Below are 14,819 nucleotides of genomic sequence, written 5' to 3' on the forward strand. Positions count from 1 at the left end.
GGAAGTCATTTTAGCGGGAGATTTTTGCTAGGTAAAAGGGGAGGAACGTGTATTGCAACCATATATAGAGCATTTTCTTGCGGATGTTTGGGCGAAGCTAGCAACCATTTATAAGCGAGAAAGTGAACGAATAAACGCACTTAACGATCAAAGCCGCTTGCAAGCAGGTATCTTTAACTATTTAAAAGTAACTTGGCATAAAGAACAAGGTGCTTATGGAATGATTCTATTAGATGTTTACGAGCCATTGGATTGGAGTGATAGTGCCTATAAGATTGAGGCAGCCGCTTATATAGAGGAATTCACAGAAACGCTTCATATTGAGAAGCTTTTTGATGCTTTATGTGTCAAAATGCAGCAAGTTTTTCAATCATCACAGTATGGTACTCGTTTTTTTGATTATTATTGTCAGGTAGTGCTTGAATTTGAGCATAACGGGAAAATGATCCACTATCAAAAAGAGCTATTAAATCAGCAGAAGCTTGCGTTAGCCAAGCAGGAATTAGCAACCTTTATTGACACAAAGATAATGGCTGAGCCACCAGCACGTCCAAGTGATAATGATGAATTTTTCTTTGCACAGTATCTTGTAAATCCTCATTTTTTCCAGCAAAGAGCTGAAGAAATTGAACCACTCATTAGCTGTTTACAAGATAAGCATCGTGCCAATCAACAGCGTTTAGAGCGATGGAACTACTACTATACAAGAGCATTAGAGCAGTGGGCAGAGGCACATTTTTTAACACAGTATTTTCAACAAACAGAAGCATATACAACAGAGTGGGTGCTGACAACAGCGGTCGCACCACAGCAGATAGCGCAGGAAAAACTAGATTTCTTTCTCTATAGCGCATTAAAAATAGGACAGCAAGAGCCAGCAACTTGCCAAAAATATTTGGAGCTAGCTAAGCAGCTTGGTTCGGAAAAGGCAACGATGTATTTACAAGCAGGAAGCGGTCGTTATGAAAGCAGACGACAAAGTAATGTGTTACGAGGACAAGCCAATGATATTTTACAAACAATAACGATTCATATCATTGTAGAAGAGGAAAAAGCTTATCAAGAAGCACTTCATTATATAATGGAGCTTTTACAGGCAGGCTTTCCAAAGGGCTATAAGCTATTGCTGAAAAGCAAAGTCAAGCATTACTTACCAGTGAAAGGACTAGCAAAATCAAAGCTCCATCAATTTTTTGCCAACTGCTTCACATATCCATCCCTTTTTCCGCTGCTAGCAAACTATGCACAGATGGCAATGGAGGCATATGCCTGGTATCAGGATGTTGAGCCAAGCGAAAAATCAGCGATGCCTGGCACTTATGCAGTATTTGGATTAGGGCTTTATAGTGATGCTTATTTTCCGCTTGTCCAAAGCTATATGGCACTTGTTGATACAGAGCATCAGTCCGTCCAAAATGCTTATGCGGAGGCTTTTCTAAAAGCGCATGGTCTAGCAGCGGAGCTTATGCCTGTATTTATCGCTATTTTATTGGCTGCCAATGAATCAGCTAAGCCATTAAAGGGGCTTGATCTATGCGAACAGGATTGTATAAGGGCGCTTGTGGATGAGCTAGCAAAGAAAGAGGACTATGAGCGTGCATTTGCATTGTATCGCATTTTTGGCCGTGCAAATAATCTAGCACAGCATCTTAAACAAGAAGCCCCACTGATAAAGGAGGAGCTAGAGCAGCTACTGCAATGGATGGATACATAAAGCAGGGAGGGATGTTCAATGGATTGGCTAACAGTTAGTAAATCAAAGAATATGGAGGAAGTGCAGGAGGCTATGCAGAAGCTGGATGTTCATGAGCGGGATGCACGTGGTAGAACGCCATTAATGCTTTTTATTACCAATCGAATGCCGCTTGAAGGGATTCAGCTTCTTTTGGCGCAAAATATCGACTTGGAGGCACAAGATAAGCTTGGAGATACAGCACTAAAGAAAGCTGTAAAGTTTAAGCAAAAAAATGTTATTCAGTTATTGCTAGCCAAAGGTGTGACATTAGATGCGCCAGGGGGGATTCAGGCAACCGCTTGGTATACAGCAAGAATGCATAGAGAAATAGCAGATTTATTGCTTGCTACGCCGGGTGCAATCCGACTAACGTTAACAGCAGAGGAGCAAAGGCAAGTGGATACGATTTTATATGAGGAATCTATTAATAAAATGGGCCAGCGCATTCATGCTATTTCATCCGCTGTCATTTTGCATGCGGTCGTTAATGGCTATAACTGGGATGATGGATCAGAGCCAATGCTAGCAGCGTTACACAATCCTGTATGTGCGCCAATCACATTGCTAGATATGTTTGAGCTAATGGAGGGCGATTATTGGCTAGCGCAACCAGAGGAAGAGGTAGCAGCCTCAGAATGGCAGCAGCCTTGGCAAGAGATGGCGCAAATTGTAAGTGCCAAGCTAGCACTTGAGAAGACGTGAGGAGGAATGAGCTATGGATCAAAAGGCAAAGAAAACTTTAATGCAAACATTTTGGCAATCAGGTAGATGGAAAGCAGGAAAATTTACATGTGCAGAAGAAGATTTTCAATATGCCAAAAGCAAAGGGCTAATGTTTGATCCGTTAACGATTACACATGATGAATGTATCGCAAGACTGCAACAGCTTCACCATGAAGTATTAACAAAGGAGCTTGCTGTTACAGCCTTTTTGCATAGCTTATCAACGCGCAAGGTGCATTTACGCAGTGCGCTATCAAGCTGGGCGCTTACATATCAATTACCTAGCCATACCTATCATGAGCGACCTGTGCAGCTGGTATCCCATAGCGGCTGTGGCTACTGTAATGAACAGCAAATTATAGCCTATGAAGCATATAACGATGAAGATTTGAATGTGTTAAATTTTGAACGCATTAAATGGGGCGGCATTCGTTTAAACTGGCTGCTATATTGCCTGCTTGATCTTGAATGCTTAGCAAAGGAGCAAACAGCATTTACTGTATGTAAGGAAGATAGCGCCATTTTGCAACAGATGATTAAGGCGATAGAGTCCTGTCAAGCTACAGATGCAGCGAGACAGCTTGAGAAGCGTTGGAAGGATATTTTTAAAGCTAATCAATATGAACGGGATGTTATTATGGAAATTTGGGGATATGCAGGCTTGCTTGTTTCCAAGAACCCTTATCGCAAGGAGCGTGGACGAGGCACGGATTTTATGTCAATGGCTACATGGAGAGGGCAGGATGGCTACTCACAGGAGAAAATGGAGCTCTATTTCGGTCCCTATTTATAAGAGAAGCGTCTATTTTGATAAAAAAAGACGAGTGAAAACTCTTTGAACAGGAGATTTCGTAGCAAGTGCCTATGAATAGAGTTGAACAAGAAATTAAATGTTTAAATGGAGTGATAAATATTGACGTATGACTTTTGGATAATGGCTTCTATTACAGAGCTGATTGACTACCCAGATGATGGGAGTGATGAGTATACACCTCAGTCAACTTTTCAGGCACTTATGGATATACTTGCTATTCATGTACCAATAGAAGAATTTGTTCATCGTTTTTTTTAACAATCCATTCATACAGAGGATATGTTGGTATTTATCAACCAGCACCAGCCAGATACATGCATTGTTCTTGATACATATCGTGATCTATTAGATCAACAAGATACCATTCGGTTTGGTTGGAGAGTGAGTACAAAGCTAGACCTTTATCGCATCAGACAGCTAACACGGCAGTTTTATGATAATTGTGAATTTGCTGTTCGCTATGAGGAGGGGTTGTCTGTTCTGTATAAGGTGCTGCAACAGGAGCATTATCCATACAAATATTATTATCAGACAGTATACGAACAACATATCAAGAAATATACAACAACAAAGGGATGCATGACACGACTCTAACCTGCATCACGAACCCCTATAAAGTGCTACGTAAACAAATAACTAATAATCACGAATAGGATGGAAATGGCTAAAATGATTCCGACTACTTTCATATGCCGTTTGCGCTCCATTACAACAATCGCTACATATTCACGAATCATAGCATTTGGCCAATAATAAAAGGCTGTTTTTGCGCCAATGCCCTGACTGTCCAACCCAGCTAGCCTTGCGTAGATGCCCGCCCGGAAAAGATGGAAATTATTTGTTGTGAAAATACTACGATAGGGCTTACCCTGTGATTGCTCGTCCATCAATTGTTTCGAAAAAAGCATATTTTGATAGGTGTTGACAGAACGATTCTCCTGTAGTGTATGCTCAATCGGAATCCCTTTATTAAGTGCATATTGTTGCATTGCCTCAGCCTCTGACAGATTTTCATCTGATCCCTGCCCTCCTGAAAAAATAATGGTTGGCGGTGTGGTAAGAGCTGCTTGCTTATTATAAAAGTCAATCGCCTTTTGAATTCTACTTGCTAATAGTGGTGGAACCTTATCATTAATTAAACCACTGCCAAGCACAATAATAAAATCTTGATGATATGTTGGCCGATTGAATTGATATAAAAAATAGGCGGATAAAAAATTAGATAGATGAATAAAGAAATACAGGGTAATCAGCGATATCCCACCAAAAATCGGTTGGAGATGCCTTGAGAATAAACTTGCTGGGCTAATAATTGGCAATAGCATAAATAATAAAATCCCAATCGCTACAAGTAATGTTAAGGAATTGGCAAAGCGTCTTCCTTCTCGCTTCATCAACACCCTCGCATTTAAAAATAAACCAAACATTAATGCCACAATGGCAAACGGAATCATCACAAATAGAGCGATTAGGGGAATAATCACGACTAGTCTTAGATAGTAATGGTCAGATTGAATGGATACCACTACACAAAACAATAGAAATGAACAGATAAAAAGATTAAATAACAAGCCATTGATCATTCTTCGTGGATCTTTCAAATAGGAATAAAGAAAAACAATAAAAATAATGAGTGGAATAATGCCAATATACATAAAAATACACACCTCAATTATTAAACTCACTCTATTATAAGGTAAAATGAACGATTTGGCAGCCAGCTACATTTTTGGATATGTGTTATAAATATAATGAAGATACTCTTTACGTGTTAGACCACCCGTTTGACGGTTAAAGTCATCATATGTGATATTTTGTGGAAAGCCGAATTCAGCGAACGCTTGCAGCCGCTCCTGATAATAATGGGGTTTATCGAATGACACGGGATAATCATGCTCCTTCTGTGGTCTCAACCAACTATTAGCGACACCTTCATAGACCCCATGATTAGCAAAACGAGTGGCTGTGTTCAAAGCAGTTGCGGCTGCTGGCTTATGCACGCTTCCAGTTCCCTACGATAGACGATATTGAGGCTCTTTACGCTGGTCAATCGTTATACTATACCCTAAAGGAAATAAAATATCAGCCTCTGTTAATGGTTTATGGCCAACTTTTTCATAACACCCTCGCAAAAAATGATCGTCCATCACAATATATGTTTGATCAGCTAATGGCGCTGTAATAATCTCTTCAAAACGAGGTGAACGCTCTGCTGTTGTGAATAAATAAGGGCGGACAAACAGCGGCATTGTCATCACCTCATGCTAAATACTATCTGCTACAAATAACTGCTCCTTTTGCATTTGACGTAAATCCCCAATTACTAGCACATAACCATCTGTAAAAAAATCCATTTCAAAGCGGAAACTATCTCCTGGAACCGCCTTATAACGTAAACTCTGCCTGTTTGTTAGCTTTGTTAATTTAGTAGCATAATTAGCAGGCAATTGTGCTGGAAATTGCTGAAGCCACTGAATAATATCATCCTTTGTTGTAAGATGCTCAAAACCTGTTAGTGGAAGCTGGTAATAAGTTTTCGAATTGTGTACGCTAATAGAGCTAGCTTGATCAGTGTCATAACCTACACTAGCCGAGAAAATAATGCCTGTTGCTTTCGGAGCGGAAATATTGGTGTAATTGAATTTCTTTTCTTTGCCGCGTGAGCTTTTAGGAATAATCACCTCACGATTACGGGTAACAATAGTGACATCTGCTTCTTAATAGTGTTGCTCATCGGCAAAAATTCTTTTTTAATTATATCCCCCTCAAGACAAATAAAGTAATCCTCTCGAATTTGCAGTATACCCCAATATTTATCTAGCAACTGAAGGCCAAAATAAGGACGTAGTTCATTGCGTAACCAGCTTGTAAATGGTGTCATATAATATCTTCCTCCTATGTAGATAAGTATAGGGAGAATGGATCACTGTAACCAGAGGCAAGAAGAGGATACGCTGCTAATGCAATAGACCTAACATTTGTTTTCTAATCTTTTCTGTTATACTTATTGGTAGAGGTGATGCATTTGCAAATGATGGCAATAGAAGGTGTTCCTTATGCGTGGCTTCACCAACTACAGGAAATCTATGCCCATGTTTTTAGTGGCGATCATATCCCACTTGAAAAGCTAGCAAGTAAAGAAGGATTGCTGTGTATGCTGGCAGTCGAGAATAACGAGCTTATTGGCTTTAAGTTAGGCTACCCACATCTTGATGGCGTATTTTATAGCTGGCTAGGCGGTGTTCGAGATACCAAAAGAGGACAGGGAATAGCCAGTCAATTAATGATAGCACAGCATAAGCATATGAAGGCATTAGGCTTTCAGAAGGTGCGTACATACGGCAGAAATACATACAAAGCAATGCTAATTGTCAATCTTAAGCATGGCTTTGATATTGTATCAACATTTACGGATGCCCAGGGCAGACATAAAATTATTTTTGAAAAATTATTAGTCGAAGGAGTTTCACAATGAAAGCATATTTAGCAAATGGATTATTTTCCTTAGGAGATCGTTTTGTAAATGAGCAGCTAGCAGCAGCTATGCGCGAGGCTGTACTAGGCATCGAGCTATACGTCCCGCAGGAGAACGATGCGATCAACGATAAAACTGCCTATGCAGATAGCCAAGCCATTGCGGAGGCGGATTTAGCAATGCTACAAGACAGTGATCTATTAATCGCTGTACTTGATGGTGTGGAAATTGATGCAGGGGTAGCGGCTGAAATCGGTGCATTTGCAATGCTAAATCGTCCCATTGTTGGCTTACTGACAGATGTTCGTCAACAAGGGCGCGATAATATGCAAAAAATAGAGGCACTTGTACGAGATGGACTGGAAAATCAGTTTGTCTACCGTAATTTATTTGTAGTAGGTTTAATTAAACGTACAGGCATTATTACAGCCTCAATTGAAGAAGCCGTGGAGGCCGTACAACACTATAGCAATAGGGAGGAATAATTATGTTATTAGCAACAGCAGATACTATAGCAGGAAGAGAAATTATCGAAACACTTGGTTTAGTCAAGGGCAATTCTGTTCAATCCAGAAATATTGGGCGTGATATGATAGCAGGTCTTCGTAATATTGTTGGAGGCGAAATGAAGGAGTATGCAGAAATGCTTGTGCGTTCGCGTGAAATCGCCACAGAGGCAATGGAAGAAGAAGCCAAGCAATTAGGAGCAGATGCAATTGTAGGCATACGCTATGCAACATCCTCTGTCATGGATGGAACTTCAGAAGTACTCGTGTATGGTACAGCCGTAAAATTAAAATAGTGATAAGCCTTCCAAAGACTGCGAGAAATCAGCATTTAAAATAGATTTCTCGCGTTTTTTTGTCAAGAAAATATAGTAAATCCCGTAATAACAAGCATGTATTTTACAGCTATTTGAAAAAACCTTTTATTAGAATTTTTAAAGATATCATGGTCTTTATAGCGATGTCAATTCTATAAGTATATTTATTCTTTTTAACTAGCTGGTGCGAATGTGAAGCAAACATGATTTCCCAGGGAGATTCGCACCTATTAAACAACTAATTTTCCATTGAAATGGAAGGAAGCTTGGGTTATTATGACCTTATAGATTTATTTTTTTATGAAAATCAATTATAAATATCATTTTTATATTGTTTTTCACTGTCTCTCTTTGTATGAAGAGAGTGGATTGAAATTTTAGATAAGCTAAAAGAGCGGGCAATGAATGTCGTCTCTCTTTGTATGAAGAGAGTGGATTGAAATTGTTATTGATGAATTATATGACTCACATGGAAGTCTCTCTTTGTATGAAGAGAGTGGATTGAAATAAGATGATTATACTTATGTAGGCCTACGATTTGAGTCTCTCTTTGTATGAAGAGAGTGGATTGAAATTACATGCTCGATTACTAAATTTGGCGCTTTTGGTCTCTCTTTGTATGAAGAGAGTGGATTGAAATCTCCTTAAAAATAAAAAAACACTAAACCATACGTGTCTCTCTTTGTATGAAGAGAGTGGATTGAAATCTCGCAGACGCTATAAAGAACGGGAACAAATACATGTCTCTCTTTGTATGAAGAGAGTGGATTGAAATGTCCGGGAATACAAGATAACCATACGAACCCTTGTCTCTCTTTGTATGAAGAGAGTGGATTGAAATCCATAGACCACTGAAAAACTTAGAAATTGGCTCGTCTCTCTTTGTATGAAGAGAGTGGATTGAAATCACTAGCATCAGTGAATAAGTCAACGGTTTCCCGTCTCTCTTTGTATGAAGAGAGTGGATTGAAATACTGGCATCCATGAACATTGCTAACTGCCTGAAAGTCTCTCTTTGTATGAAGAGAGTGGATTGAAATACGTCCGTAAGGTGGATTGCACCAACAAACTTCGTCTCTCTTTGTATGAAGAGAGTGGATTGAAATAACGGAATTCCACCGTTATTTTCAATGGCACAGCGTCTCTCTTTGTATGAAGAGAGTGGATTGAAATGACGAGGTCCACGACCAAATGGATCGTGAGCAAGTCTCTCTTTGTATGAAGAGAGTGGATTGAAATCAGCATTAGCTTCTTCCCACGATTTAAGCCACACTTGTCTCTCTTTGTATGAAGAGAGTGGATTGAAATCAGGGTGACCAAGAATTGATTGAGTACATGCAGTCTCTCTTTGTATGAAGAGAGTGGATTGAAATACGACTCACCAGCTGGACACGACTTTTGGTATTGGCGTCTCTCTTTGTATGAAGAGAGTGGATTGAAATTCAATAAATGTTTGTAAGTCCATGTTACTCTCTCGTCTCTCTTTGTATGAAGAGAGTGGATTGAAATTATTTTTTGATTTCTATGACCTTTTGCTTTGGTGTCTCTCTTTGTATGAAGAGAGTGGATTGAAATGCGGTCTTGCGGCAACGACATGTTAAAGATAAAGTCTCTCTTTGTATGAAGAGAGTGGATTGAAATACCTCGATGAATTAAATGAAAATTATCATCTAGTCTCTCTTTGTATGAAGAGAGTGGATTGAAATAAAACATTAGTAATTGATACAGTCGATTGGGCAGGTCTCTCTTTGTATGAAGAGAGTGGATTGAAATTGCAAAACCGCACTACTCGAAGACTTATATAGTCGTCTCTCTTTGTATGAAGAGAGTGGATTGAAATAGGTATGAATTTATACAGGAAGTCGAAGGGAATTGTCTCTCTTTGTATGAAGAGAGTGGATTGAAATAACGTAATCTAAGTCAAGTACGTCAAAACGTTCAAAGTCTCTCTTTGTATGAAGAGAGTGGATTGAAATTATAGATTATTTGTCCGTTGTAGAGCCGCAGGGGCGTCTCTCTTTGTATGAAGAGAGTGGATTGAAATCTCGCCCTTTATGATTTGCAAATAATCTACCAAGGTCTCTCTTTGTATGAAGAGAGTGGATTGAAATCCAACTGCTTTCGTTAAGAAACACGCTACCTTTAGTCTCTCTTTGTATGAAGAGAGTGGATTGAAATGAAAATCTTATCTAAGTCGTTACTAGCAAAAAAGGTCTCTCTTTGTATGAAGAGAGTGGATTGAAATTATACTTTGTCATTGGAGCAATCGTAATGTTTAGGTCTCTCTTTGTATGAAGAGAGTGGATTGAAATTAATAGCTCTCGATGATAAACCTGTTGGAGCATTCGTCTCTCTTTGTATGAAGAGAGTGGATTGAAACTTTTCATCCCACAGTCTGTTAATGCCAGACTTAGCGCCTCTCTCTACATAAAGAAAACGCGTTGAAATTAGACTTACTTGTGGTAGAGGATATATTGCTTTTTTATCTGGATCATACTGAAAAGTAGACGATAAAATTAAAAAATAAAAGTTTAAAAGCGTAAGAAATCAGCCATTTAAATGGATTTCTCACGCTTTTTACTTTGTTCCAACCCGTTATTCTTTAGTGAAAAAGCTGCTCTATTGCTGTTAAATCGAAGTCAGAGAGAAGCTTATAATCCTTTAGATAGCTTTCTTCATATAAATACACCAATAAATGCTTGGTATCATCCAAACGTAAGCCTATTTCACGGTCATCCTTCATCACCAATGTTAGCCAATAAGCTTCCTGAAAATCCGACTTTGCAAAATACACCTTTTTAAGTGGCTGCCCTTTTAGCGATTCCATTATTTGAATAATTTTCTTAGCCTCTGTTATCATCATTGTTTTTTCATCAGAGGCACGGATTATTTCTATTGCCTGTATGCCCTCTATTTCGAGACGCTCTGTTACTTCCTTTGTAAAATCGGTATCACGTGTTAACAAGATAGTTGAGATATAGAGAATAAACAGGGGGAGTAAAATGCCTAGAAGTAGTTTATATCTTTTTTTCATACCGATCTCCTTATATTCTTACATATGTCTTCTGTTCCGCGCTATAATTGAGCATATACTGAAATGATAAAGGAAGGCAATCAAATGACACATAATCATGAAGAAAAAGAACTATTTTATCCAGATGGCAAAGTGATGTACCGAGGTGGCGTCAAGAAAAATGATTTTGGCCATGATATTTATGATGGAAAGGGTATGCTGTTTGACCAAGAAGGTGAGGTGCTATTCGAGGGTGAATTTGTTAACCATATGAAGCAGGGGAATGGCATTATGTATTTAAAGGGACAGATGATTTATCAAGGTGAATTTATTCAAAATAAAAAACAAGGCAACGGTATTTTATATAAGGATGGTATGATTCACTATGAAGGTCATTTTCGCAATGATTTAATGGATGGTTATGGAATTTTATATTATGAAAAGGATATGATTGCGCCCTATCAGGAATTGCGTGCACAGCATCCTCATCTCGATCAACCACAATATGAGGGCGATTTTGTGCATGGCATGAAAAAGGGCAAGGGGAAGCAGTATTATCCAAATGGTTTTTTACAATATGAAGGTGACTTTATTTGGCATCATATGCAGGGAGCAGGGAAGCTATACTATCCGGCAGAATCGCCAACTGCTGAGGAGCTAGCACATGGTGTGACAACCCTACACTATGAAGGCCATTTCTTTGAGGATATGAAGCATGGCAAGGGAAAAGTTTACTCGAGACAGGGCATTCTTGAAGCAGAAGGTCAGTTCAAAGAGGATGCGATGACAGGTCAGGGGACACTTTATTATGCAAATGGACAGGCTTCCTATATCGGTGAGCTTGTCAATGGCAAAAAGCATGGACGAGGCGATTACTTCAATGAAGATGGAAAAATTATTTACAGCGGTGAGTTTATTCATGATGAACGCTTACGTATTACCCCTGAAATTGAACGAGAAATTGAGAAGCTTCAACAGCAGCTTGATCGTCTTGTAGGGCTACCAAATGCAAAGAAGGAATTACATAATTTAATTAATTTCATAAAAATTCAAAGCTTGCGTGTCGACCATGGTTTAACAAGCTTCCCCATTACGTATCATCTTGTGTTCTCAGGTAATCCAGGAACAGGTAAAACAACAGTGGCACGTATTATTGGGCAAATTTATAAGCATCTAGGTGTACTATCCAGCGGACATTTCGTGGAGACTGATCGCGCAGGGCTAGTCGCAGGATATGTTGGACAAACAGCGTTAAAGGTTCAGGAAGTAGTAAATAAAGCCAAGGGTGGCGTGCTGTTTATTGATGAGGCCTACTCATTAGTGAATGATAAACAGGATGCATTTGGCAAAGAGGCGATTGATAGTCTATTAAAGGCAATGGAGGATTTACGAGATGATTTAGTGATTATTGTGGCGGGCTATACAGAGCTGATGGAGGAATTTCTACAATCCAATCCTGGTTTTAAATCACGCTTTAATCATTTTGTGCAGTTCGATAATTTTACTACAGATGAGCTTTATGATATTTTTGCGATGCTTTGTCAGACGAATGATTACCAATTTGGCGAAGCATTTGCACAATATATGAGGACACAGCTCCACCAAATACCTGTTGAGGATATCCCTAATTTCTCCAATGGACGCTATATTCGTAACCTATTTGAAAAGCTAGTGACGATTCAATCCAATAGACTAATTAAGCAGGCAGCGATTACAAAAGATGAATTAATGACATTTGAAGAGCAGGATATTCTACAGGGCATTACAGAAAATTTATTTGATAATACTTTTTAATTTATTTATGCTCAAAACGAAAAATTTGCTGAGAAATAAACATGGATTATCTTAGCTACAGGAATATTCAAAATTGCCTCCTATTATAATGTGTAGGAGGCGTTTATTATAGGAAAATTTATGTTATTTAGTTGTATCTGTATAGCGGTGTTAATGCTTTATAATGCCAATAAAACGCAGCAATTTGCGCACTTAGAAATCCCATCATTACATAGTAAAAATGCTTTATTACTGAATGCACAAGGTGATGTGTTGTATGAAAAAAATGCGGATATGATTATTTATCCGGCTTCTTTAACAAAGATTATGACAGCGATTGTTGCGATTGAAATGACGGAAGATTTACAAGTACAGACCATTGTGGAGCCACAAACGATTACCAAATTTACTGCACAAAATGCTTCAATGGCGGGTTTTCGTGCAGGTGATTTTGTGACAATGGAGGATTTATTATATGGTACATTGCTTGCCTCAGGGGCGGATGCAACAGCAACACTTGCTGAAGCCATTGCTGGAAGTGAGGAGGCATTTGTCATATTCATGAACAACAAGGCCTACGAGCTGGGGATGAAGGATACGCATTTTGTAAATGCTAGTGGACTCCATCATGAAGCACATCGATCAAGTGTACGAGATATTAGTAAGCTTTTACGTTATGCAATGGAGAATCCCATCTTCTATGAAATATTTACCTCCAAAAGCTATACAACCTATGTGCCAACTAAGCTGACAATAGCGAACTCATTGTATACTAAAATAGCTGGTGTGGAAGGGATAATAGTAGGAGGCAAAGCAGGCTACACACCTGAGGCAGGATTATGTTTAGCGTCACTGATTGAAAAAGAGGGGCAGCAATTTTTATTGATTACCGCAAATGCAAAAGGGCATACCTGGACACCTATGCATATCGAGGATGCCCTGACAGTTTCGAATATTCTATAGAAAGGAAAAATAATGCAATAACGTAAACTTTCTTATCTTCTCAAACGTCTTAGGATAAAAGAATATATCTGTACAATAAATAAAATATTTTCAGAGGAGGTGCTAGTATCAGTTATGTGTAGCTTTTGAGAAAGGGGGTATAGAAAACAATATCTCAATATATATACTAATTTTCTAACTTACTTATGGAAAGACATCTAAGGGCGGTGTGGAACAATGAACAAACTTTTACCTTCTACTCTATTTTTATTATTTATGATAGCTTTATTTACAGGACAGCTAACAGCAAATGCCGAAGGGTCAATTGTAATTCAACAAGTTAAACAAGATACCATTCTATTTGAAGAACCATCAATAGACAGTGGGGAAATCGCTGAACTAACGAAGGGAAGCTTTGTTACAGTGATGAAAGTAAGTAAAGGTTGGACATTTATTCAAACTTCCGAGCAGGAGGGCTATGTTAAATCCGAGGCATTAGCTAAGGTGAAGTCTGAGGGATACTTGGTTATAGCAAAAGGTGGCACAACCTTATTTACAGCACCAAGCAGACATGCGCAAATAGCAGGACAGCTTTATGAAGGACGTATGATTTTTGTTTATGGTACAGCACCTGGTGGCTGGTCTTTTGTGCAATATGGTCATGATATCGGCTATATTGCGACAAATACGATAAAAAAGCCTACAGCTATAAAAAAACAGATAAATGCTAAAGACGGTGCTGCTCTCCGTTTGACAGCTAGCCCAAGTGGAGAGATACTTGGCACACTTGCCAACAAAACAATTGTTCAAACGTACACAACACTTGCAGGCTGGACTTATATCGAAGCCGGTGAACAAAAGGGTTATATAAAAGCGGCTGAGTTAACAAATATACTTAATCGCCAAGTTTATAATAAAGGAAATCCTGCAGCAAAAGGTACACAAAAGCGTGTTGCATTAACATTTGATGATGGGCCAAATGCAAAGGTAACACCGCAGATTTTAGCAACGTTAGCGAAATATAATGCTAAGGCAACATTTTTTATGGTAGGTCAAAATGTTGCTAGCAATAAAGCCATTGTGCAACAAATAAATGAGGCTGGTCATGAGATTGGTAATCATACATGGAATCATAAGAATCTAACAATCTTATCAATGGCAGATGTTAAACAACAGGTGGAGGGAACAAATAATGCTGTTTATGCGGCGATTGGGCAATATCCAACGGTTTTCCGTCCACCATATGGTGCTACAAATGAGCAAGTTCGTTCAATCATGACCATCCCTTCGATTTTATGGTCGATTGATACATTGGATTGGAAACACCATAATCCAGAAAAAATTTTAGCGTATGTGAAAGCCACTGTACAAGATGGCAGTATTATTTTAATGCATGATATCCATCAAACAACCGCCAATGGTCTTGAAAATGTTATTCTTTATTTACAAAAGCAAGGCTATGAATTGGTGACGGTAAGTGAGATATTACAATAAATAGAACAAGCCATGCAATCGTCTGTA

At 38.7% G+C, this 14,819-nt stretch carries 17 protein-coding genes and 1 CRISPR repeat array; of the genes, 11 read left to right on the forward strand and 6 right to left on the reverse strand.

All coding sequences use genetic code 11. The annotated features are described in order from the left end of the window. Positions 1–52: 52 nt before the first annotated feature. From MHB44_RS10520 to MHB44_RS10540, 5 genes are all read left to right on the forward strand, one after another. Positions 53–1,714: a DUF6138 family protein gene (locus tag MHB44_RS10520; protein ID WP_341302724.1), complete on the forward strand. Its 1,662-nt coding sequence runs from the start codon at positions 53–55 to the stop codon at positions 1,712–1,714. A gap of 18 nt (positions 1,715–1,732) precedes the next feature. Then, positions 1,733–2,437: a DUF4274 domain-containing protein gene (locus MHB44_RS10525; protein WP_341302725.1), complete on the forward strand. Its 705-nt coding sequence runs from the start codon at positions 1,733–1,735 to the stop codon at positions 2,435–2,437. 13 nt (positions 2,438–2,450) lie between these two features. Continuing rightward, complete coding sequence (locus MHB44_RS10530) at positions 2,451–3,251, forward strand: hypothetical protein (RefSeq protein ID WP_341302726.1); 801 nt, start codon at positions 2,451–2,453, stop codon at positions 3,249–3,251. A 120-nt stretch (positions 3,252–3,371) separates the two neighbouring features. Next, entirely contained in the window at positions 3,372–3,530 is a 159-nt protein-coding gene (locus MHB44_RS10535; RefSeq protein ID WP_341302727.1) for a hypothetical protein, read from the forward strand. Positions 3,531–3,551: 21 nt separating this feature from the next. Beyond that, positions 3,552–3,866: a hypothetical protein gene (locus MHB44_RS10540; RefSeq protein WP_341302728.1), complete on the forward strand. Its 315-nt coding sequence runs from the start codon at positions 3,552–3,554 to the stop codon at positions 3,864–3,866. Between the two features lie 26 nt (positions 3,867–3,892). Here MHB44_RS10540 and MHB44_RS10545 read toward each other — a convergent pair whose 3' ends face one another. The 5 genes from MHB44_RS10545 to MHB44_RS10565 all read right to left on the reverse strand — a co-directional run bounded on the left by MHB44_RS10545 (position 3,893) and on the right by MHB44_RS10565 (position 6,153). After that, positions 3,893–4,927, reverse strand: coding sequence for a YdcF family protein (locus tag MHB44_RS10545; RefSeq protein WP_341302729.1), 1,035 nt, complete (start codon positions 4,925–4,927; stop codon positions 3,893–3,895). Positions 4,928–4,993: 66 nt separating this feature from the next. After that, complete coding sequence (locus tag MHB44_RS10550; protein ID WP_341302730.1) at positions 4,994–5,272, reverse strand: hypothetical protein; 279 nt, start codon at positions 5,270–5,272, stop codon at positions 4,994–4,996. 12 nt (positions 5,273–5,284) lie between these two features. Then, on the reverse strand, positions 5,285–5,521 hold the full coding sequence (locus MHB44_RS10555) for an Imm26 family immunity protein (RefSeq protein WP_341302731.1): 237 nt from the start codon (positions 5,519–5,521) through the stop codon (positions 5,285–5,287). 15 nt (positions 5,522–5,536) lie between these two features. Beyond that, the gene (locus MHB44_RS10560; RefSeq protein ID WP_341302732.1) at positions 5,537–5,953 is read right to left on the reverse strand and encodes a hypothetical protein; all 417 of its coding nucleotides are present in this window, start codon (positions 5,951–5,953) and stop codon (positions 5,537–5,539) included. Beyond that, complete coding sequence (locus MHB44_RS10565; RefSeq protein ID WP_341302733.1) at positions 5,950–6,153, reverse strand: hypothetical protein; 204 nt, start codon at positions 6,151–6,153, stop codon at positions 5,950–5,952. The genes MHB44_RS10560 and MHB44_RS10565 overlap by 4 nt, the downstream gene beginning before the upstream one ends. A 150-nt stretch (positions 6,154–6,303) precedes the next feature. Between MHB44_RS10565 and MHB44_RS10570 the strand changes: the two genes are divergently transcribed. Genes MHB44_RS10570 through MHB44_RS10580 form a run of 3 tightly spaced genes read left to right on the forward strand, consistent with a single transcriptional unit; the run spans position 6,304 to position 7,549 of the window. Beyond that, the gene (locus MHB44_RS10570; RefSeq protein ID WP_341302734.1) at positions 6,304–6,747 is read left to right on the forward strand and encodes a GNAT family N-acetyltransferase; all 444 of its coding nucleotides are present in this window, start codon (positions 6,304–6,306) and stop codon (positions 6,745–6,747) included. Next, entirely contained in the window at positions 6,744–7,232 is a 489-nt protein-coding gene (locus MHB44_RS10575; RefSeq protein WP_341302735.1) for a nucleoside 2-deoxyribosyltransferase, read from the forward strand. Before MHB44_RS10570 ends, MHB44_RS10575 begins: the two co-directional genes overlap by 4 nt. Positions 7,233–7,234: 2 nt before the next feature. Then, positions 7,235–7,549 carry a YbjQ family protein gene (locus tag MHB44_RS10580; RefSeq protein ID WP_341302736.1) on the forward strand — a complete coding sequence of 105 codons (315 nt, stop codon included), beginning with the start codon at positions 7,235–7,237 and terminating at the stop codon, positions 7,547–7,549. Between the two features lie 364 nt (positions 7,550–7,913). Then, positions 7,914–9,950: a CRISPR direct-repeat array (repeat unit 33 nt; unit sequence GTCTCTCTTTGTATGAAGAGAGTGGATTGAAAT). A gap of 222 nt (positions 9,951–10,172) precedes the next feature. On the opposite strand, the gene MHB44_RS10585 is transcribed toward MHB44_RS10580, so the two are convergent. After that, positions 10,173–10,604, reverse strand: a complete 432-nt coding sequence (locus MHB44_RS10585; RefSeq protein ID WP_341302737.1) for a hypothetical protein — start codon at positions 10,602–10,604, stop codon at positions 10,173–10,175. Positions 10,605–10,688: 84 nt separating this feature from the next. Here MHB44_RS10585 and MHB44_RS10590 point away from each other — a divergent pair, with 84 nt between their 5' ends. The 3 genes from MHB44_RS10590 to MHB44_RS10600 all read left to right on the forward strand — a co-directional run bounded on the left by MHB44_RS10590 (position 10,689) and on the right by MHB44_RS10600 (position 14,792). Continuing rightward, positions 10,689–12,377: an AAA family ATPase gene (locus MHB44_RS10590; protein WP_341302738.1), complete on the forward strand. Its 1,689-nt coding sequence runs from the start codon at positions 10,689–10,691 to the stop codon at positions 12,375–12,377. Between the two features lie 120 nt (positions 12,378–12,497). Beyond that, a complete protein-coding gene (locus MHB44_RS10595; protein WP_341302739.1) occupies positions 12,498–13,319 on the forward strand; it encodes a D-alanyl-D-alanine carboxypeptidase in 822 nt (273 codons plus the stop codon). A 216-nt stretch (positions 13,320–13,535) separates the two neighbouring features. Then, positions 13,536–14,792, forward strand: coding sequence for a polysaccharide deacetylase family protein (locus tag MHB44_RS10600; RefSeq protein WP_341302740.1), 1,257 nt, complete (start codon positions 13,536–13,538; stop codon positions 14,790–14,792). Positions 14,793–14,819: the final 27 nt, after the last annotated feature.

Origin of the sequence: Lysinibacillus sp. FSL H8-0500 (genome assembly GCF_038051955.1) — a bacterium.
Taxonomy (GTDB): domain Bacteria; phylum Bacillota; class Bacilli; order Bacillales_A; family Planococcaceae; genus Lysinibacillus; species Lysinibacillus macroides.

Coding starts and splice junctions, on each gene's coding strand:
- MHB44_RS10525 (WP_341302725.1), top strand. CDS start 1,733: ATGGATTGGCTAACAGTTAGTAAATCAAAGAATATGGAGGAAGTGCAG.
- MHB44_RS10530 (WP_341302726.1), top strand. CDS start 2,451: ATGGATCAAAAGGCAAAGAAAACTTTAATGCAAACATTTTGGCAATCA.
- MHB44_RS10540 (WP_341302728.1), top strand. CDS start 3,552: ATGTTGGTATTTATCAACCAGCACCAGCCAGATACATGCATTGTTCTT.
- MHB44_RS10545 (WP_341302729.1), bottom strand. CDS start 4,927: ATGTATATTGGCATTATTCCACTCATTATTTTTATTGTTTTTCTTTAT.
- MHB44_RS10555 (WP_341302731.1), bottom strand. CDS start 5,521: ATGCCGCTGTTTGTCCGCCCTTATTTATTCACAACAGCAGAGCGTTCA.
- MHB44_RS10565 (WP_341302733.1), bottom strand. CDS start 6,153: ATGACACCATTTACAAGCTGGTTACGCAATGAACTACGTCCTTATTTT.
- MHB44_RS10570 (WP_341302734.1), top strand. CDS start 6,304: ATGATGGCAATAGAAGGTGTTCCTTATGCGTGGCTTCACCAACTACAG.
- MHB44_RS10575 (WP_341302735.1), top strand. CDS start 6,744: ATGAAAGCATATTTAGCAAATGGATTATTTTCCTTAGGAGATCGTTTT.
- MHB44_RS10580 (WP_341302736.1), top strand. CDS start 7,235: ATGTTATTAGCAACAGCAGATACTATAGCAGGAAGAGAAATTATCGAA.
- MHB44_RS10585 (WP_341302737.1), bottom strand. CDS start 10,604: ATGAAAAAAAGATATAAACTACTTCTAGGCATTTTACTCCCCCTGTTT.
- MHB44_RS10590 (WP_341302738.1), top strand. CDS start 10,689: ATGACACATAATCATGAAGAAAAAGAACTATTTTATCCAGATGGCAAA.
- MHB44_RS10595 (WP_341302739.1), top strand. CDS start 12,498: ATGTTATTTAGTTGTATCTGTATAGCGGTGTTAATGCTTTATAATGCC.
- MHB44_RS10600 (WP_341302740.1), top strand. CDS start 13,536: ATGAACAAACTTTTACCTTCTACTCTATTTTTATTATTTATGATAGCT.